This is a genomic window from Rhizobium sp. 10N414, assembly GCF_056394785.1.
Window position 1 is genome coordinate 1 of record NZ_JBFTIN010000042.1, and the last position, 17,794, is coordinate 17,794.

Annotated in this window: 16 protein-coding genes and 1 pseudogene; 6 read left to right on the forward strand and 11 right to left on the reverse strand. The window is 60.4% G+C overall.

Going from position 1 to position 17,794, the window contains the following annotated elements; translation table 11 throughout:
- The 7 genes and pseudogenes from AC1DE4_RS26455 to AC1DE4_RS26485 form a co-directional block, all read right to left on the reverse strand.
- Positions 1-290: pseudogene (locus tag AC1DE4_RS26455) on the reverse strand (L,D-transpeptidase); the annotation flags it as partial.
- A 372-nt stretch (positions 291-662) separates the two neighbouring features.
- Positions 663-2,096, reverse strand: a complete 1,434-nt coding sequence (locus AC1DE4_RS26460; protein WP_477883787.1) for an aldehyde dehydrogenase family protein — start codon at positions 2,094-2,096, stop codon at positions 663-665.
- Positions 2,097-2,109: 13 nt separating this feature from the next.
- Positions 2,110-2,844 carry an MBL fold metallo-hydrolase gene (locus AC1DE4_RS26465; RefSeq protein WP_477883789.1) on the reverse strand — a complete coding sequence of 245 codons (735 nt, stop codon included), beginning with the start codon at positions 2,842-2,844 and terminating at the stop codon, positions 2,110-2,112.
- A gap of 9 nt (positions 2,845-2,853) precedes the next feature.
- The gene (locus AC1DE4_RS26470) at positions 2,854-3,948 is read right to left on the reverse strand and encodes an ABC transporter ATP-binding protein (protein ID WP_477883791.1); all 1,095 of its coding nucleotides are present in this window, start codon (positions 3,946-3,948) and stop codon (positions 2,854-2,856) included.
- Entirely contained in the window at positions 3,945-4,736 is a 792-nt protein-coding gene (locus tag AC1DE4_RS26475) for an ABC transporter permease (protein ID WP_477883793.1), read from the reverse strand. The genes AC1DE4_RS26470 and AC1DE4_RS26475 overlap by 4 nt, the downstream gene beginning before the upstream one ends.
- Positions 4,736-5,599, reverse strand: a complete 864-nt coding sequence (locus AC1DE4_RS26480; protein ID WP_192304486.1) for an ABC transporter permease — start codon at positions 5,597-5,599, stop codon at positions 4,736-4,738. The genes AC1DE4_RS26475 and AC1DE4_RS26480 overlap by 1 nt, the downstream gene beginning before the upstream one ends.
- 74 nt (positions 5,600-5,673) lie before the next feature.
- On the reverse strand, positions 5,674-6,771 hold the full coding sequence (locus AC1DE4_RS26485; RefSeq protein WP_192304484.1) for a polyamine ABC transporter substrate-binding protein: 1,098 nt from the start codon (positions 6,769-6,771) through the stop codon (positions 5,674-5,676).
- Between the two features lie 113 nt (positions 6,772-6,884).
- Here AC1DE4_RS26485 and AC1DE4_RS26490 point away from each other — a divergent pair, with 113 nt between their 5' ends.
- The 3 genes from AC1DE4_RS26490 to speB all read left to right on the forward strand — a co-directional run bounded on the left by AC1DE4_RS26490 (position 6,885) and on the right by speB (position 9,060).
- Entirely contained in the window at positions 6,885-7,511 is a 627-nt protein-coding gene (locus AC1DE4_RS26490; RefSeq protein WP_026372095.1) for a TetR/AcrR family transcriptional regulator, read from the forward strand.
- 15 nt (positions 7,512-7,526) lie between these two features.
- The gene (locus AC1DE4_RS26495) at positions 7,527-7,919 is read left to right on the forward strand and encodes a YybH family protein (protein ID WP_018859531.1); all 393 of its coding nucleotides are present in this window, start codon (positions 7,527-7,529) and stop codon (positions 7,917-7,919) included.
- Positions 7,920-8,010: 91 nt separating this feature from the next.
- Positions 8,011-9,060 carry an agmatinase gene (gene speB / locus AC1DE4_RS26500; RefSeq protein ID WP_018859530.1) on the forward strand — a complete coding sequence of 350 codons (1,050 nt, stop codon included), beginning with the start codon at positions 8,011-8,013 and terminating at the stop codon, positions 9,058-9,060.
- Positions 9,061-9,175: 115 nt separating this feature from the next.
- Here the strand turns inward: speB and AC1DE4_RS26505 are convergent, their stop codons facing one another.
- The 4 genes from AC1DE4_RS26505 to AC1DE4_RS26520 all read right to left on the reverse strand — a co-directional run bounded on the left by AC1DE4_RS26505 (position 9,176) and on the right by AC1DE4_RS26520 (position 14,528).
- Positions 9,176-10,483, reverse strand: coding sequence for an NtaA/DmoA family FMN-dependent monooxygenase (locus AC1DE4_RS26505; RefSeq protein ID WP_477883796.1), 1,308 nt, complete (start codon positions 10,481-10,483; stop codon positions 9,176-9,178).
- Positions 10,480-11,733: an acyl-CoA dehydrogenase family protein gene (locus AC1DE4_RS26510; RefSeq protein ID WP_477883798.1), complete on the reverse strand. Its 1,254-nt coding sequence runs from the start codon at positions 11,731-11,733 to the stop codon at positions 10,480-10,482. The genes AC1DE4_RS26505 and AC1DE4_RS26510 overlap by 4 nt, the downstream gene beginning before the upstream one ends.
- 92 nt (positions 11,734-11,825) lie before the next feature.
- A complete protein-coding gene (locus AC1DE4_RS26515) occupies positions 11,826-12,911 on the reverse strand; it encodes a rhodanese-like domain-containing protein (RefSeq protein WP_477883800.1) in 1,086 nt (361 codons plus the stop codon).
- An 18-nt stretch (positions 12,912-12,929) separates the two neighbouring features.
- On the reverse strand, positions 12,930-14,528 hold the full coding sequence (locus AC1DE4_RS26520) for an ABC transporter substrate-binding protein (RefSeq protein ID WP_018859521.1): 1,599 nt from the start codon (positions 14,526-14,528) through the stop codon (positions 12,930-12,932).
- Between the two features lie 351 nt (positions 14,529-14,879).
- On the opposite strand from AC1DE4_RS26520, the gene AC1DE4_RS26525 reads away from it, so the two are divergent.
- From AC1DE4_RS26525 to AC1DE4_RS26535, 3 genes are read left to right on the forward strand one after another with little or no spacing between them, the layout of a single operon-like run.
- On the forward strand, positions 14,880-16,058 hold the full coding sequence (locus tag AC1DE4_RS26525; RefSeq protein WP_192304476.1) for an acyl-CoA dehydrogenase family protein: 1,179 nt from the start codon (positions 14,880-14,882) through the stop codon (positions 16,056-16,058).
- An 11-nt stretch (positions 16,059-16,069) separates the two neighbouring features.
- Positions 16,070-17,428: an LLM class flavin-dependent oxidoreductase gene (locus AC1DE4_RS26530; RefSeq protein WP_477883803.1), complete on the forward strand. Its 1,359-nt coding sequence runs from the start codon at positions 16,070-16,072 to the stop codon at positions 17,426-17,428.
- Positions 17,429-17,439: 11 nt separating this feature from the next.
- On the forward strand, positions 17,440-17,781 hold the full coding sequence (locus AC1DE4_RS26535; RefSeq protein ID WP_477883805.1) for a DUF3088 domain-containing protein: 342 nt from the start codon (positions 17,440-17,442) through the stop codon (positions 17,779-17,781).
- The last annotated feature ends 13 nt before the right edge of the window (positions 17,782-17,794 follow it).

Here is a 17,794-nt window from a genome sequence, read left to right on the forward strand (position 1 = left end):
CGCCCGACAACGGCATTGCCCTTCAGAGTAAGACCTTCCTCGCCGACTGCCACGCCATAGCGTGTCGCGCGGCCTTCGTCCTCAACGTAGTAGAGGTAACGTTCGTAGGTGTTGACGACGATACTGCCCGGCGCCTCGCCGCCCGAATAYGCAACCTCCCGTCGTTGAATAGGGGAAGTTCTTGAGGCATAGGGATTCCGGACTGAAGAATTCAACGTGCTGCACGAGGTCGCCATCATCGCCAGACAGCTCAAGAGTAGGCTCCGGCGCGTAATATGGTCTTTATCCATTGTTACCTGCTGATTGTGGTGTGCCCTGGTGTTTTATTAGCAGCGACGCATGTTAATGCCAAGTCATTGCTCTCCCTATAGTTGCCAAGTCGTTCCGATCCGATCGATGGTTAGAATGCGTCCGAACGCATGAAGCTGGCTCAAATTTGTGGGCTGTGCCGCATAGACTTCATGAAGCGTCAGCATGCGAAGGGAAGCCTTCTGTACCTGGTTCAACACCACGCGCATGCGGGATATTTCGACGCCCTGACCCGATGAAGAATGTGATACAATAGTCGGCCCTCTCCCAGTAACGGAACCGCGAACAGCTTTCGCAGTGATCGGCAAGCCAGCTCAGTCACGGCCGAGTTCACGACTGAGCCAGCCATTAGATTAAGCAGCGTCGGGACGGTGAAGTGTTTTCACCTCTAGAAAATCTTCCAATCCGAATACCCCGCCTTCGCGGCCGTTGCCCGACTGCTTGTAGCCGCCGAACGGACTCCCATAGCGATGGGGCGCGCCGTTGATATGAACCATGCCGGCGCGCAGTCGTCCTGCCACACGCTCGGCGCGGGCTGGATCGCTGGTCTGCACGTATGCCGCCAGCCCGTAGCTGGTATCGTTGGCGTTTGCGATCGCCTCCTCTTCGGTCTCAAACGGCATGATAGCCAAGACCGGACCAAACACTTCCTCCCGGGCAATCCGCATGGAGTTGTTGACGTCGGCAAAAATCGTCGGCTTGACGAAATAGCCGGTTTCGAAGCCCGACGGCTTGCCGGCACCACCGACGAGGAGGCGCGCGCCCTCCGCGATGCCGGCCTCGATCAATGCCTGCACGCGGCCATACTGGACGTCGCTGACAAGCGGCCCGATGTGGCCACCTTCCTCCGCGGGGTTTCCCACGGTGGCACTGCCGCCAACGCGCTGAGCGATCTCGACGGCCCTGTCGTAGACCGATTTCTGTACCAGTAGACGAGTTGGCGCGTCGCAGGATTGTCCGGAATTGTTGAAACATTCGAGGACGCTGCCAGTGATGCGGTCTTCGAGATCGGCGTCCTCAAAGACGAGGTTGGGAGACTTGCCGCCGAGTTCCAAGGTGACACGCTTGACGGTATCCGCTGCGTCCTTGCTGACGGCGATGCCGGCACGCGTCGATCCGGTGAAGGACATCATGTCGACGTCCCTGTGCCTCGAAAGGGCGGCGCCAGCATTAACACCGTCGCCATTGACGAGGTTGAAGGTGCCGGCTGGGAAGCCCGCCTCATGTACCATCTCCGCATAGAGCATGGCGTTGAGCGGAGTGAACTCGGAGGGCTTCAGCACGCAGGTCGAGCCTGTTGCCAACGCCGGAACCACCTTCAGCGCGATCTGGTTGATCGGCCAGTTCCAGGGGGTAATGAGGCCGCAGACCCCGATCGGCTCCCGCAAGAGCACGTCGCCGTTCGACAAAACGTCGCGCACCTTCAATTGCTTCAGTGCATCGATGAAGCCCTGCAGGTGACCTACGCCGACATCAGCCTGCTGCTCGCGGCTCATGGTGATCGGCGCGCCGAGTTCGAGCGTGATCGTCTGTGCCATCTCCTCGTAGCGGCGCTTGTAGATCTCAAGCAGCCTTTCGAGAAGCGCAAGTCGTTCCTCCACACTCGTGCGACTGTACGTGGCAAACGCAGTCTTCGCGGCAGCAACCGCACGATCGATATCGGCGGGCGTGCCCATGGAAATCACCGCGACCGGCTTCTCGGTCGCCGGATTGATAACCTCCAGATCGTTGGCAGCAAGCGGCGCTACCCATTCGCCATTGATATAGAATTTGCGCTTGTCGAGCATGTCGTTACTCCCGTCATACTTTGTTCTGTTTTGCGTTCAGCCAGTCCGTGACCAGGCGGCGATACTTCTCGCCGCTGAAACTTGGAAAATGGCCGCCGTGTACCGTTCTGGCCGGAATTCCCAGGAGCCGCTCCATCGATGCGAGGTAATCATCGGCATTCGAGTGGTAGGTGTCCTCGATCAACGGCCCGTCGTAGAGGATGTCTCCCGAAAACAGCGTTTCTGTTTCGGCTTCCCACAACGCGATTCCGCCTGGTGAGTGACCCGGCGTGTGGATAACCTCGAACCTACGGTCGCCGAGATCGATCACATCGCCATCCTCCAGAATGCGCGTGGCCGGCGCCTTTTTCACGCCATAGCACTTCGAGCAATAGGGCTCGGGCGGCAGCGCGTCGAAGATATCGTCGGTCACGTATGGATCAGCAAGCGTGTTTTGCCGGGTAGGGTCGGCGAGCAGATCGGCCTCCGCCGAATGGACGGCCCGGCATTCAAACTCGTGATGGCAACCGATATGGTCGAAATGGGTGTGGCTCGCGACGGCAATCAGATCCCGCTCGGTGACGAGCGGCACCCATTCGCGCAGCGAAACGACGCCCATGCCGCTGTCGACCAGCATATCCCGATCCCGTCCGCGCACATGCCAGACGTTGCAGCGATAGAACTCCTGGATGAAGGGCTCGGAAATCTGCGTGACATCGTCGGCCAGCCGCTTCAGCTCATACCATTTGTGCGCAGCGATCCGTTCCATCGTCTGGGCCTATGCCTGTTTCGACGGCAGGGCGACGATATCACCAACGTTGACCGCAAGCGTGAGCACTTGACCTTCGGCGACGACGGTTGATTGCGGCATATGCGCGACGATGCTGATATCAGGAGCGCCATTGGGCGCCAGATGGCATCGATAGTGGGTTCCGAAGAAGGCGCTGTTGGACACCGTGGCCTGCCCGAGCGCCGTAACGGCGCCATCGCCTTCGCCGGCACGGCGGAAATGTTCCGGCCGGATGCAGAGCATTGTCCCCTGCCCGGCGGACGGCGAGCCAGCCGTGAAGCAGGCTTTCGGCAATGTGACCTTCCCCAGCGCTGTTTCGACGACCGCCCCGGTGCCGTCGATATCTCTGATCTTGCCGGGAACGAAGTTGACCTCGCCCATAAAGCCTGCCGCAAACAACGAGCGTGGCCGCATGTAGATTTCCGACGGTGGTCCGAAGTCTTCGATTTTACCCTGGTTCATCACCACGATCCGATCGGCAATTGCCATGGCCTCTTCCTGATCGTGGGTTACGTGGACGAACGTCGTGCCGACACGCTTCTGGATGGCTTTCAGCTCATCCTGCATCTGCCGGCGAAGCTTGAGATCAAGCGCGCCGAGCGGTTCGTCGAGCAACAGGACGTCAGGGTCGACGGCGAGGGCCCGGGCAAGTGCAACACGCTGGCGTTGCCCACCCGAAAGCTCATGTGGTTTCTTGTCCCCCGAAGCCTTGAGCCCAACGAGGTCGAGAAAGCTCTTTGCGCGCTCCTCGCGCTCGGCCCTGCCGATGCCGCGCATTCTGAGGCCAAACCCGACATTGTCCTTTAGCTTCATGTGCGGGAACAGCGCGTAGTCCTGGAACATCGTCGTCGTTGGACGTCTTGCCGGTGGAACGTGGGTCATTTCCTTGCCCCCGATCGCAATTCGACCGCTACTCGGCGACAGAAAGCCTCCGAGAATGGACAGAAGCGTGGTCTTGCCACAGCCGGACGGTCCCAGCAGAACAATGAATTCGCCTGCAGCAATGTCGAGAGAAACATCGTCGAGAGCGGTGGAACTGCCGAAAGTCTTCGTTGCGTTTTCGATTAAAACCGCAGCGGTCATGATTTTTTCGTCCTTTTGAACAGGAACAGTTCCAGCATGATCAGCAAGGTGACAGAAACGAGGAACACCAGCGATCCGATGGCATTGGTCTTGGGATTGAGGCCCGAACGAAGCAGGCTCCRGATTTCGACCGGGAGCGTAACGTCGAAGCGCGACAGCAGAAAAGCGATGATGAATTCATCCCAGCTAAACGTCATCGACAGGAAGAAGGAGGCGAGCAGCGACGGCAGCAGCATTGGCGCCGTCACCAGCACCATCACCTTGATATCGCTGGCGCCGAGATCGCGTGCGGCGCGTTCAATGTTGATGTGATGGTCCCCCATCGACGAGTAGATGATCGCAAAGCACAGCGGCAGATTAATCACCACGTGACCGATGCCGACCGTCCATAGCGATAGGCCAATTCCGAATGCGTTGAGGACGGTCAGGAGTCCGAGCGCAATGATGAGGTAGCTGACTGTCATTGGCGCGATCAGCAAGCCGCGCTGCCAGGCCGAGCCCGGCAGCTTGAAGCGGGCGAGCGCGTAGGCCGCCAGGAAGCCGAGAAGGCACGCGACGAACGACGATATCGTCGCCACCAAGAAGGAGTGCAGCAGTGCCGACATCAGCTTGCGATCGGCAAAGACTGCTTCATACCATTGCAGGGAAAAGCCATTGAATGGCGGTACCGGCAGGCGCCCATCCTGGAACGAAAATAGCACCAGCACGATAACAGGCAAAAAGATGAAGCCGAAGATCAGAACCGCGTAGGCGCTGCAGGCGATACTGGTGATCCGGTTGCGTATCATCACGTTCTCTCAATCTTCAGCCAGCGCGCGCAAGCGACATAGGCTGCGGTGACCGCTAGCATCAGAATGATCGAGAGTGCTGCGGCCATCGGAAAGTCCGCGCGGCGACCAAGTTGCAGCATGATGATCTGAGGCAAGACAAGTTCGTTGTTGCCGCCCAGGATCTGCGGCGTGACATAGTCGCCGATGCAGAGCACGAAGGTGAGGAATGCTCCCGTCATGATGCCCGGCATGGTCAGGGGCAAAATGACGTGCCAGAACGTCTGAAATGCATTTGCGCCGAGGTCGGCAGCAGCGCGGCGGTAATTTGGCGAGAGCTGCACAAGGTTTGCGTAGATCGTCAGCGTCAAAAGCATGACGAAGAAGTGGACGAAGCCGATAACGGTCGCCGTACGGTTGCTGGCAAGCTCCAGCGGCTCGCTGATCACGCCGATGTTCATGAGTGTCTGATTGATGACGCCATTGCGCGACAGCACGAGCAGCCACGAATAGGAACGGACAACATAAGAGGTCCAGAACGGCAGGACCGCAAGAATTAACGCCGTTCGCTGGAACCTTTGCGGCACCCGCTCTGCAATGATCCAGGCCAGGGGATAGGCGAGCAGGATGGAGAGGGCCGTCACGATCGCGGTGATCTCGAGGGAATTCGTCAGCCCGCGAAACAGCGCATCCTTCTCGAAGAAGGCGATGTAGTTGCCAAGGTTCCAAACGCGGACGATCGAGCCGCCCTGTTGCGCCCAGAGACTCATTGCCGCCATGAACAGAAAAGGAGCAACGAAGAAGACGATCGTCCAGACGAGCGCCGGTGCCACGAAACCCCAGGCCTTTCGACGTTCGACATCTTCAAGTGAATGAGCAGCCACAGGCAAGTCTCCGACTTCCCTCTCCCATCCACGGGGAGAGGGTCTTGTGATTCAGTATAGAGGGGTCGAAGCTGTCAGTTTTGCAGCATTTCGGTCCAGGCGTCCTGCATCTTTGCGTCCAGTTCCGCGCTTGGGATCGGGTAAAGCTGCGTGCGCTTGAGATAGTCGGCCTGCTCGTCCCAGCGCAAAGCGGTTTTCTGTTCGGCACTCAGCTTCTCGCCGGCCTTGGCATTTGCGGGCATCGCCCAATAGCAAGAGGACGTCGCAAGTCGCGCCTGCCCTTCCGGGCTTACAATGTACTGCACGAATTTGAGGGCGAGGTCCTTTTTCGTGGAGTCCTTCATAACGCCGATCGACTGGGCCCAGCGCACTGCGCCCTGCTCAGGGATGACCCAATCGAGGTTGGGTTTGTCTTTCACCAGACCGGCCGTCAGCCACTCGCCTCCGCCAAAGACGATATCAACCTCGCCCGTCGCAAGTGCCGTTTGCGACGAGACGACGTCGCTCACCTGCTTGGCGTTGGCCTTGAGAGCAAACAGCTTGTCCTTGATTGCCGGCAGGTCGGCATCCGTCAGGCTCGCCGTTGCCTTGCCCAAATCGATACCGGTCAGTCCGATCATCGGCAGGTAGTAGTCATAGACCGCGATGCGGCCCTTGTACTTGTCGGACCAGAGCTTCGACATATCCTTCATGTCGGCCGGATCGACTTTTGTCTTGTCATAGGAAACCGTGTTGTAGCCGAACTTTTCGGTGACCGCATAGGTCTTGCCGTCGCGGGTGTTGTTGGGTTCCATGCGAACTTCAGGGAAGATATCTGCATTAGGAAGCGCGTCGGCCGGTATCTCCGCAAGAATGCCCTTGTCGACCGCGCGTTGCACGTCGACGCCATCGATAACGAGCACATCCCAGTCTCCCGGGCGCGACTGGTCGATGATGGAGAGACCCGCACCCGTACCCTCATATTCCTTCAAATTGACCTTTACGTTGTTCGCCTGCTCGAAGGGCTCGATCAGTGCGGGATCGGTGTGATCGCACCAGACAAGCGCATTCAATTCCTCCTGCGCCAGTACCGGCGCCGGGGTGATCGTTATTGTTGCGGCACCCAATGCGAGGATGGCAGCGGAGGCGAGGAGTCTGCGCGCAAAAGCGCCTTCAGTAATATCAATCATCATGTGGCCCTCTGTCGGTGACGCTCATTTCGGCGCCTTCATGAAAAAGATTGAATGAGTTCATTTTTTTAGTCAATATGATTTTTGAGGACATTCATTATTCGAGAGAGTCGCATATGACGGGACTGCGCGCCAAGCAGAAAGCCGATCGCAATCGCCGCATACTGGAGGCGGCGACGAGCCTTTTCCGGGAGGTCGGATATGACAGCGCCCGCATCGAAGACATTGCCGAGCGCGCGGAAGTGTCGGTTGGCACGTTCTACAACTACTACGAAAACAAGGGCGACATTCTCGTCGCCACCGTTTCGATGGAAGTCGAGGAAGTGTTGGCTTCCGGCAAGGACATCGTTGAAAATCCGCCGACCACTACGCTCGAAGCCCTGCAAGTACTGATCGACCAGTATTTTGACCATTCGCTGGTCTATCTCAGCAAGGAGATGTGGCGTACGGCCATGGCGATCTCCATCCAGCAACCCGAGAGCCCATTCAGCCGTCGATATACCGAACTCGACGGGCGCCTGTGCGATCAGGTTTCGACGCTGGTCCAGAAATTGCAGCTTCGCGGCGCTGTCATGCCTGGGATCGATGCGATTGCGGTGGGCCAGATGGTCTTCAATAACCTCAACATGATGTTCCTTGAGTTCGTCAAAGACGAAGCGATGACGCTGGATAGGCTCAAGGAACGCGTAGCACGGCAGAACCGGCCGCTTGCCGTCTTAATCAGCAGCCCCAAAATTCAATAGCAGGGAACATCAGGGATGGAACACCAGCAACAAGCTGTGCTTGCCGCAGCGGATCGCCTCGTCGAAGCCTTTGGCAGGCATGATCGTGATAGCTACTTCGCGGCATTTGCGCCCGCCGCCACCTTCATATTTCACAATCTCGACCGCCGCCTTCATACGCGTGCGGAATATGAGGCCGAATGGGCATTGTGGGAAACGCGCGACGGATTTCGTGTGCGGGCCTGCCGTTCCAGTGACCAGGATGTTCAGATTGCCGGCTCCGTCGCCATATTCACTCATTCCGTCGAGACGGATCTTGCTTTCAACGGTGAGCCGTCGACAAGCACCGAGCGCGAGACGATCGTCTTCGAGAAGCAGGCGAGCGGAGAATGGCTGGCGATCCACGAGCACCTTTCGCCGCAGCCCTGAGGCGACGATCGGAACCGCCCACAACGCTTTTTGCCCAGGTCTGCGCCCCTTGGTCGTATTGCCGGGAAATTTCATAGGAAAGACAAGAACGATGGTTGAGTTGAAGAAGCACCTTGAGGATCTACGCAAGAAGTTCGCCGATAGCGCCGAGTTCTTCGATCCGCGCTTCCGCCGTGTGGCCGAGAAGATCTTTAGGGGCGGCACACGCGCTGCACCTTATTCGGGCATTTCGACCTTCGCAGGCTTGCCCTACAGGGAGGTCAATTTCGCGGCCCCTGACTTCGGCGACCTGCAGGTCGCGGCAGTCGGCATTCCGATGGATCTCGGCGTCAGCAATCGGCCGGGTTCGCGATTTGGACCGAGGGCTGTGCGCGGCATCGAACGCATCGGTCCCTACAATCACGTGCTCGATTGCGCACCGGCCTATGATCTACGCGCTGCCGATATCGGTGATATCCCGTTCGGGAGCCGCTATCGGTTGGAGCAATGCCACGAGAATATTGAGGCAGCGATCCGCAAGATCGTCGAAGCCGGCGTCATTCCGCTCTCCGTCGGCGGCGACCATTCAATCACACACCCGATCCTCAAGGCAGTCGGCGCCAGAGAGCCCGTCGGCCTCATCCATATCGATGCCCACTGCGACACGGGGGGCCCGTTCGACCAGACGAAATTCCATCATGGCGGTCCGATGCGCAACGCCGTTCTGGACGGCGTCCTCGATCCGACCCGCACGATCCAGATCGGCATTAGGGGACCTTCCGAATATCTCTGGGAGTTTTCCTACGAGTCCGGAATGACGGTCATCCACGCCGAAGAGGTCGGTGGCATGGGTATCCCCGCCATCATCCAGAAGGCCCGAAAGATCGTCGGAGATGGCCCGACCTATCTGTCCTTCGATATCGACAGTCTCGATCCTGCGTTCGCGCCGGGCACCGGGACGCCAGAGATTGGTGGCCTGACGAGCCGTGAGGCGCTGGAACTGCTGCGCGGCCTCAAAGGTCTCAATTTCGTCGGTGGCGATGTCGTGGAGGTGGCTCCGCAGTATGACAATACCACCAACACCGCACAGGCTGGTGCGCAGGTATTGTTCGAGATCCTGAGCCTATTGGTTTTCAGCCCGGCTGTCGCGAGCGTACGGTGAACGCCGTCGCCTCGGGCCGCTGCTAGACTTCCTTACTCACGGGTGACGGCGTCCATGACGCCGTCACCCGCAAGCCACTGTTATGTCGTTTTGCCTTGCGGCCATCTCTTTCGTTTCACTGCGGATTGGGCAGACCGTAGCGGTCGCGTATCGTCTGCCCCTCGTATTGGCGGGGATACACGTTTCGATCCTGAAGGATCGGGATGATCTTGTCCACGAACTCAATGATGTCGTCCGGCGCCCGAGGCGGTTGCAGAGTGTAGCCATCGACCGTGCCGTCTTCCCAAAAGTCTATCATTTCGTTTGCTACCTCCTCCGGAGTGCCGAGCAAAAGCCGATGATGCCCCTCTGAACGACGTATGGCCTGCCGCGCAGTCAATTTCTCGTGGCGCAGCAGGTCGGATAGACCAAGCCCCATTCCCACCGCTTGCTGCCTGTTCGGGTCGGGGACGAAGCGTTCGTAGTCCAACACGGCATCCGGATCGAAACGGTCACGGTCCAAGCCATGCTCGCGCACGAAGCGTTCAAGCAGGCCATCTTCCGATCCGGTGCCGCTGTAAAGCTCATGCTTGCGAAGAGCCTCTTTTCGATTCGGCCCCAGGATGACAACAAGGCCCGGAACGATACGAATCCCGGATGGATCCCTGCCGAGCACAGCAGCTCTGCCGCGCACCTTGTCGCCGAAGGCTTTCCCTGCGGGTTTGGAAAGGATGTTGCAGTAGATGATCTCGCCGTGCCGCGCCGCAAGCTCGATGCCGCCGTCCGATGCGCCGGCCTGGGCAATCACGGGATGTCCCTGCGGTCCGCGCGGCACATTGAGCGGCCCGCGCACCTGAAAGAATTCGTCCTCGTGATTGATCGCGATTGCGCTGGCGCTATCCCAGAAGCGATCGGAGGCAACCTCACTCTCGCGGCGTGGGTCCCAGCTCGACCACAGCTTCTTCGCCACATCGAGAAATTCGGTCGCACGCGCATAGCGCTCGTTGCGTGGCGGAAGCGCCGCGCTGCCGAAATTGGCGGCGACGTTGGGATTGAACGACGAGACGATATTGACGATCAGGCGCCCGCCCGAAACGATATCGAGCGACTGGACGCGCCGCGCGAAGTTATAGGGCGAATTGTAGGTAGAGGAGACCGTGACGACAAAGCCGATATCAGGTACTTGAGCGGCTAGAGCCGTACACAGGATCAACGGATCGATCGTGTGGAAGGGGCGCCCGAGCGGTTCCGTCATCAACGCGGGATGGTCGGAAAAGAACACGGCGTCGAACAGCCCCTTGCGGGCGATTTCCGCCAAGCGCCGGTAATAGGCGGGATCGTTGATATCATGCCGACCACCGCTACGATATTTCCACGCATTCGCGAGATAGCCGGTGGAATTCAGCCCCACGTTTAGGTTCATGCGACGTTTTTGAATGCTCATGCGTCAGTCCGTTCTGCCTCTTCTTCTCTTGCAACGCCCACGCCCGCCTGCGGGCCCGGGATCGTACCGTTGACGGCGAAATCACCGACAATGCGATCGTGGTAGATACGTGGATTGTGGGACGCGATCGTGCGGGCGTTGCGCCAGTGGCGGTCGAGACCGTGGCCGCGCTTGACGGCGGATGCTCCCAACGCGTCAAACAGCACCGTGCTGGCGTCAAGGATCAGCGAGGTGACGACGGTCACGGACTGGCTGACCTCGAGTTCGGCATTGCGACCGGCCAGCGCGATCTGCTCCTGATCACCGCCCTGGTTGGCCTCATAGGCCCGCTGCAGGGCCCTTGCCGCCTGCAGTACGATCGCACCTGCACTGTAAGCGGCGCCCCTCACCTTCCCCACGACCTGCTGGACCTGGGAGTCCTGTGCCGATCGGGACGCATTGCCACGGCTATAGACCCTTTTTCTCGCCGCGACATGCCGCGCCAGATCGTTTGCCGCAGCGCGACCGATGCCGGCGAGCGAGGCGAGATGGACCAGTTGGAAGAACCCGCCGGAATAGCTTAAGCGCACCGCGCTTGGCTTGATCAGATCGTCGGCGACCTCGACGTCGCGGAAACGGGCAGTGCCGCTCGCTGTCAGCGACTGGCCGAAGCCATCCCAGTCGTCGATGATTTCGACGCCCGGCGCCGATGTCGGCACCAGCGCGCCGATCGGCTGCCCGTCCCCGTCGATCGCACCGAGCGTGATCCAGTCCGCGTAAAGCGAGCCGGTGGTGTAGAATTTCTCGCCGTCGAGCCGCCAGTTGGCGCCATTGCGGACCAGTCGCGTCGAATAGCTGCCGAGCGGCGTGTCGCCGACTTCGGAGAACCCGCTTCCGATCGTCTCGCCCTGCCCAAGCCTCTTCAGCCAAGCATCGCGCCAAGCGCTTTCGGGTGCATTCAGCAGATCCTCGGTAAAGCCGAAGTGGCTCCGATAGGCATTGGTGAGGTTCGGATCGGCTGCAGCGAGCTCGATGATGAGGCCGAAGAGTTCCGGCAAGGTCGCGCCTAGGCCACCGTTCGCGACTGGTAGCCGCAATCGCGAAAAGCCGGAGGTTTTGAGCCACTCATAGGCATCGAATGGCAATTCGTGCGCGAGGTCACGATCGACCGCACGCTCGCCAATCCGGGCGAAAACCGACCTGAAGGTTTCTGCGAGCCGCTCGAAGCGTTCGCTGGGCGGCGCGCCCCAGGCCCCATTGATATCAGTCATGACGTTGTTTCCTATTCAAAGCCGCACTACCGCCGGCTGACGACGGCGGTATCCGAGGCTCGGTTCCCGTTCCGGCCAAGGCGAGCCTCGCCTCAAGCGGCTGCCCGCTTCTCCGCCTCGAAATCGTGAAGCAGGATCGCGATTTCGAAGCCGCGGCGGGCCAGCCAGTGGGCGACGATGCGGGCACGCGATCCCAGCAGATCGTCGATCAACACGACACGGGCGCCGCGAACGGCGATTGTCCTATAGGCAACGCCGAGAAGCTGTCCGCCCTCGGACGAGATCGATCCGGGAAGGCTCGCGCGCGCGAATTCCTCCGGCGTGCGAACATCGAGCAGGTAGGTCGTGCGCGCCGGATCGGCGTTCCATCGCTCGGCAGTCTGTCGATCGATGAACGTCAGGCCGTCCTTTGCAGAAAGGCTATCACCGCGCTCAAGCGCAAATTGGCGCGCCTCTTCGCTTGGCTCACCGTAAGAGGCGGTGCGCCCGGTCTCCAGTTCGAAACCCGCATCCGTCCAGCCACGCGTGCCGTCGTCGAGATAGGAGACGGCGTTCGCAACGCCGGCATCGATCAGCGTCTGGGCGCCGAGAATGGCGCGTGGCAGGCCGGCGCAGGAAACGACGACCCTTGTTTTCGCCGAGGGGACGAGGTCCTGGAAGCGCAGCAACAGTTCGGCCCCGGGAACGCCGACGGCACCCGGCACATGAGCCTTCTCGTATTCGGCGAGCGTGCGCGTATCGAGGACGATGACGTCCTGACCCTGATCGCGCAGCGCTTTCAGTTCCACAGCGGACGTCACCGGCGTCTTCTTCTCCTTACGCGCCCTGGTGACAAAGGGAACGCCGGGAATATCGAATGTCGGAAGCTCTTCGCCGCCTTCCACCCAGGCGGGAATGCCCCCTTCCAAGAAGTGGATATCCGTCCAGCCCGCTTGCCGCAAACGGCTGACCGCCGCTTCGGCATTGCCGTCGCCGCCATCGGCCAGAACCGTGCGAACACTACGGCGCGGCACGAAGCGGTCGAGTTCGACGTCCAGGCGCCCGGCCGGCAGGTTCGTCGCAAACAGCGGCGACGCATAGCCGACGTCTTCGGCCGGGCGGATATCAAGCACCGCCAATTCCAGCTCATCGCCCAGCCAATCGATCAATGTGGCCTTGTCTATCAGATATTTAGACATGTTTCCTGCTCCTCGACATCAAGCGTTCGGATCCAGCCACAGATCGCCGAAGCTCCAGTTGAGGCCCTGCGATCCGGTGACGTAGTTCTTGACCCGCTTGTTGGCGACGATCTGGGCGCCGGCGGCGACGAGGTCGACAGAGGCGACTTCGTCGTGGATGAGGTGCTGGAACTTGCTCCAGACCTCCCAGCGCTTCTTCTCGTCGGGCTCGATCGCGGCCGCCTCGAGCAGCGCATCCGCCTCTGCATTCGCGTAGTGGCTGGCATTCGAGAACGGCAGCCCGATCTTGAAGTTCTTGCTCCAGTAGGCGCGCTGGATGCCGAGCGACGGATCGAAAGTGTTGGAAAGCGACTCCACGACGAGGTCGAAGGCGCGATCGGTGTAGACTGTCTTCAGGAAGGTCGGCAGGTCGTATTTCTTGATCTCGATTCCGACACCGATCTTTTCCAGCTGGCTTTTCAGCACATCGGCATAGCCTTGCGGCAGGTACGAGTTGTAGGTCAGCCGGAGATCGAAGCGCTTGCCATCCGCCTTGCGGGGATAGCCCGCCTCATCCAGCAGCTTTTCGGCTGCGGCCGTATCGTAGGGATGGGCCACGACGCTCTTGTCGTACCACTGCGGCAAGGCCGTGCTGACCGGGCTGGGCGACACCTGCGCATAACCATAGAGCGCGACGTCGACGATTTCCTGCAGGTTGATGGCCTGTGCGATGGCAAGCCGGACCTCGCGCTTGGCAAACAGCGGATTGTCGTAGTTGAAGAACAGCTGCTGCTGCGGGCCGGAATAGGCGTAGGTGGTCGTGTCGACGATGAGATTGGGGACCTGCTTCAGCCGGTCGAGATCGGCAAGCGGCACCGGATTGTCGCCGATGTCGGCTTCACCTGTCTCCAGGGCCGCGGACCGGGCGGCCGGATCGGTGACGATGCGCAGGATGATGCGGTCGAGATAGGGCTTGCCCGCATCCCAATAGTCGGGATTGCGTTCGAAGATCAGATGGCTGCCGGCCACCCATTCCGTCAGCTTGAAGGGGCCTGTGCCGATCGCGGTCTGCAGCGTCTGCCCGTCACCCGGCGCCAGTTTCTCGAAGATATGCTTCGGCACGATCGGGGATTCCGAGCTCGACTGCGCAGCAAGCAAGAACGGGGCAGGCTTCGACAACACGATAATCGCGGTGAGCGGATCCGGCGTCTCGACCGCCACCACGTTCTGATAGGTGATGCGACCGCGCGGATGCGCTTCCTTCAGTCGGAAGATCGAGAAGGCGACGTCATCGGAGGTGAAGTCCTTGCCGTCGTGCCACTTCACGCCCTTGCGAAGCTTGAATGTGTAGCGAAGATTGTCATCGGAGACCGCCCATTCCGTTGCCAGGAGCGGCTGCGGCCTGACATCGAGGTCGAAGGTGAGCAGGCCCTCAACGATCTTCGGGCCGATCGCCTGGCCGGTGCCCGACGACGTGTTGATGGCAAAGAGAGCATTGCCCGGATCCACCCGGTAGAGCCAGTTCAAGGTGCCGCCCGTCGCCGGTGCAGCGCCTTGTCCAAAGGAGATCGACGGGAGCAGGGTGCTGGCGCTTGCAAGCAACATCAGCTGGTTGAAACTGCGACGGTTGATGGACACGCGAAGAGCTCCTCTCGGGTTTGGATTGTGGTCCGCTGAGGGGAAGCTTCAGTTCTGTGCCTCGAAAGCCGAAGTGAAAGTTTCTTCTCGTCCGGGAAAGAATAATTGCGTCTGAACGATTGTTCGAAGTCGGCGCACCACAGAGGAACAGCTACTCAATTTCCGCGATTTGACGGGATGATGTTTTCGTCGATGAGCACCCCGACGAAACGCAGGAATTGAGCGCGCCGGCGAAAGAATTTCTTTCCGTGAAATCAAACAGATATTTCTGAACTTGAACCGCCGGCCAGCCAACCGTTGACGGGAAATAGAGGGGTGAACGCCCCTTTCACCGTCATTCCCGGAGGCAAAATGCCGTTCGAAACAAATGCTGACGACACGCTGCTGGCAAAAGCGGCCGAGCTGCGCCAGGCGTTCCACCGTGATGCCGTCGAGAGAGACAAACAGGGCGGCAGCCCCGTCGAGCAGATCAGGCTTCTGAAGGCTAGCGGCCTGCCCTCCGCGCAGATCGCCAGGGAATATGGCGGCCAGGGCGCCTCATGGCTGACGATCCTGCGTATCGTCCGGGAGTTTGCCAAGACCGACGGTTCGCTCGCGCACCTGTTCGGCTACCATCATCTGCCGCTCAACCTCATCCTGTTTCGCGGCTCGCCGGCGCAGAAAGAGAAATGGCTGACCGGCTCGGCGGCCGGCGGCTGGATCTGGAGCAATTCCGGGAACGCCTTGTCGAAGACGTCGAGCGGCGAACGGACGGCAACGGGCTGGATCATCAACGGCAGTCGTCCATTCTCCTCGGGCACGCATATCGCCGATTACATCCAGATCTCCTGGGAAAATGCCGACGGCGCCCGGCTGACCGCCGCCGTTCCCGCCGACCGGGAAGGCATTGTCATCGTGAATGACTGGGACGGCATCGGCCAGAGGCAGACCGGCAGCGGTACGGTCCGCTTCGTGAATCTTGAGGTTCACGACGACGAACTGATCAGCTCGCCCGACGTGCCGCTGACGCCCTACTCCTCCCTCACATCGCTCCTCCAGCAGAGCGTGCTCCTCAATGTCTTCGTCGGCAGCGCGCAGGGTATACTGGAGGAAGGCCGCGGCTATACGGCAACGAGTTCGCGGCCATGGGTCTATTCCGGCGTCGAGCGGCACACCGACGACCCCTGGGTCAAGCGCCAATATGGCGACCTCTACATTCGAACGCTGGCGGCAACGGAGCTGGCCGACAAGGCGGCGCGCAGCCTCGACGCTGCCTACGCCGAAGGGCCTTCGCTGACCGCCGCGGGCCGTGGCGCAGCCGCGATCGATGTCGCGACGGCCAACGTCTATGCCGGTGAAGTCGGACTTGCCGTCTCCAGCGAGATCTTCGAGGTGATGGGCGCCCGCTCCGCGACCGTTGCCAACGGCTTCGACCGCTTCTGGCGCAACGTCAGAACGCACACGCTCCACAATCCCGCCGAGTACAAGAAGCGCACCGTCGGCACATGGCTGCTGACTGGTGAATTTCCCGTGCCGGCCATCTATCGCTGAAAGGGACCGCAATGGCGAGACGCAAGGACAAGATCAAACTCGGCGCATTTCTGCTCTTCACCGGGCATCACGTGGCCGCATGGCGTCATCCGAAAGCCTCCGTCGGCACCGAATTCGAGAACTATGTGGAACTGGCTAAGCTCGCCGAAGCGGCGAAGTTCGACACGATTTTCTTCGCAGACGGTGTCGCCGCGCGCATCAAGGATGTCGAGGCTGCGAGCCGCAAGGCTCACAGCGGTGTCTATCCCTTTGAGCCGATCACCCTGCTCTCCGCGCTGTCCTCCGTTACCCGCAATATCGGGCTGATCGCCACCGCCTCCACCAGCTACTCCGATCCCTACAATCTCGCGCGGCAATTCGGCTCGCTCGACCGGCTGAGCGGCGGCCGGGCCGGCTGGAACCTCGTGACTTCCTCCGACCCTGACGCCGCCTTCAATTTCGGCCACGAGGCTCAGATCCTCCATTCCGACCGCTATGAACGAGCCGAGGAATTTGCTGATGTGGTGCTCGGCCTCTGGGACAGCTGGGAAGACGATGCTTTCTTGCGGGATCGCGAAAGCGGCCGCTATTTCGACCCGGCCAAGCTGCATCGCCTCGATCACACTGGAAAGCATTTCAAGGTCCGCGGCCCGCTCAACATTCCGCGCTCGCCACAGGGGCGACCGGTTGTCGTGCAAGCGGGCGCCTCCGAACCCGGCAAGGAGCTTGCCGCCCGCACGGCGGAAGCCATCTTTGCCGCCCAGATCACGCTGGAGGAAGCGACGGGCTTCTACGCCGACGTCAAGGGACGGCTTGCCAAATACGGCCGCTCGCACGACGATCTGAAGATCCTGCCCGGCATTTTCCCGGTCGTCGGCCGCACACAATCGGAGGCCCAGGAAAAGTTCGAATCCCTTCAGGAACTCGTTCAGCCGGAGGTCGGGTTGAACCTGATTTCCCAGCTATCCGGCGTCGACCTCAGGGACTATCCGCTCGATGGACCGGTGCCCGAAAATCCGCCTGCGACGAATGCCGGCAAGAGCCGTCAGGCGTTGGTTCTGGACCTCGCCCGGCGTGAGAAGCTGACGATCCGGCAGCTCTACCTCCGCATCGCCGGCGCGCGCGGTCATTGGCAAGTGGTGGGAACGCCAACTGACATTGCCGATACGCTGGAAGAGCGCTTCGAAAACTATGGCGCCGACGGCTTCAATATCATGGCGCCGATCATGCCGGGTGGCCTTGCGGATTTCATCGAGCTTGTGGTGCCGGAACTGCGCCGCCGCGGTCTTTTCCGCCATGAATATGAGGGCACGACGTTACGCGAAAACCTCGGCCTCAAGCGCCCCGAAAACAGCCATGGCGTCAATCGGGGCGCAGTCGCGGCCGAGTAAGGAGAACAGACATGAGCCGCGATACGCTTTTTCTCATCGCTCCCGGCTTCTCGGATCCGAAGCACCCCGGCCAGACCTTCGTCTGCCCCCATTGCAACGCGATCGAGGGCTTGCTTTCGAGCTTCCCCGAACTTGCCGCCCGCATTGAGGTGCGGAGAGTTCACTTCCCTCGCCCGCGCACGCAGGTCATCGAGGCGGTTGGCGAGGAAAACCAGTCCTTGCCGGTGCTGGTCCTCGCATCCAACCCGCCACCCGATGCTGCGGACTGGAAAGGCAAGCGCTTCGTCTCCAAGACCAGCCGCATTCTCGAACTGCTTTCAGAGCGGCATGGCTTTCCGCGACTTCACGACTGACGGAGATAAGACG

Coding starts and splice junctions, on each gene's coding strand:
- AC1DE4_RS26485 (WP_192304484.1), bottom strand. CDS start 6,771: ATGATGATTGATATTACTGAAGGCGCTTTTGCGCGCAGACTCCTCGCC.
- speB (WP_018859530.1), top strand. CDS start 8,011: ATGGTTGAGTTGAAGAAGCACCTTGAGGATCTACGCAAGAAGTTCGCC.
- AC1DE4_RS26505 (WP_477883796.1), bottom strand. CDS start 10,483: ATGAGCATTCAAAAACGTCGCATGAACCTAAACGTGGGGCTGAATTCC.
- AC1DE4_RS26510 (WP_477883798.1), bottom strand. CDS start 11,733: ATGACTGATATCAATGGGGCCTGGGGCGCGCCGCCCAGCGAACGCTTC.
- AC1DE4_RS26525 (WP_192304476.1), top strand. CDS start 14,880: ATGCCGTTCGAAACAAATGCTGACGACACGCTGCTGGCAAAAGCGGCC.
- AC1DE4_RS26495 (WP_018859531.1), top strand. CDS start 7,527: ATGGAACACCAGCAACAAGCTGTGCTTGCCGCAGCGGATCGCCTCGTC.
- AC1DE4_RS26515 (WP_477883800.1), bottom strand. CDS start 12,911: ATGTCTAAATATCTGATAGACAAGGCCACATTGATCGATTGGCTGGGC.
- AC1DE4_RS26490 (WP_026372095.1), top strand. CDS start 6,885: ATGACGGGACTGCGCGCCAAGCAGAAAGCCGATCGCAATCGCCGCATA.
- AC1DE4_RS26470 (WP_477883791.1), bottom strand. CDS start 3,948: ATGACCGCTGCGGTTTTAATCGAAAACGCAACGAAGACTTTCGGCAGT.
- AC1DE4_RS26530 (WP_477883803.1), top strand. CDS start 16,070: ATGGCGAGACGCAAGGACAAGATCAAACTCGGCGCATTTCTGCTCTTC.
- AC1DE4_RS26460 (WP_477883787.1), bottom strand. CDS start 2,096: ATGCTCGACAAGCGCAAATTCTATATCAATGGCGAATGGGTAGCGCCG.
- AC1DE4_RS26535 (WP_477883805.1), top strand. CDS start 17,440: ATGAGCCGCGATACGCTTTTTCTCATCGCTCCCGGCTTCTCGGATCCG.
- AC1DE4_RS26465 (WP_477883789.1), bottom strand. CDS start 2,844: ATGGAACGGATCGCTGCGCACAAATGGTATGAGCTGAAGCGGCTGGCC.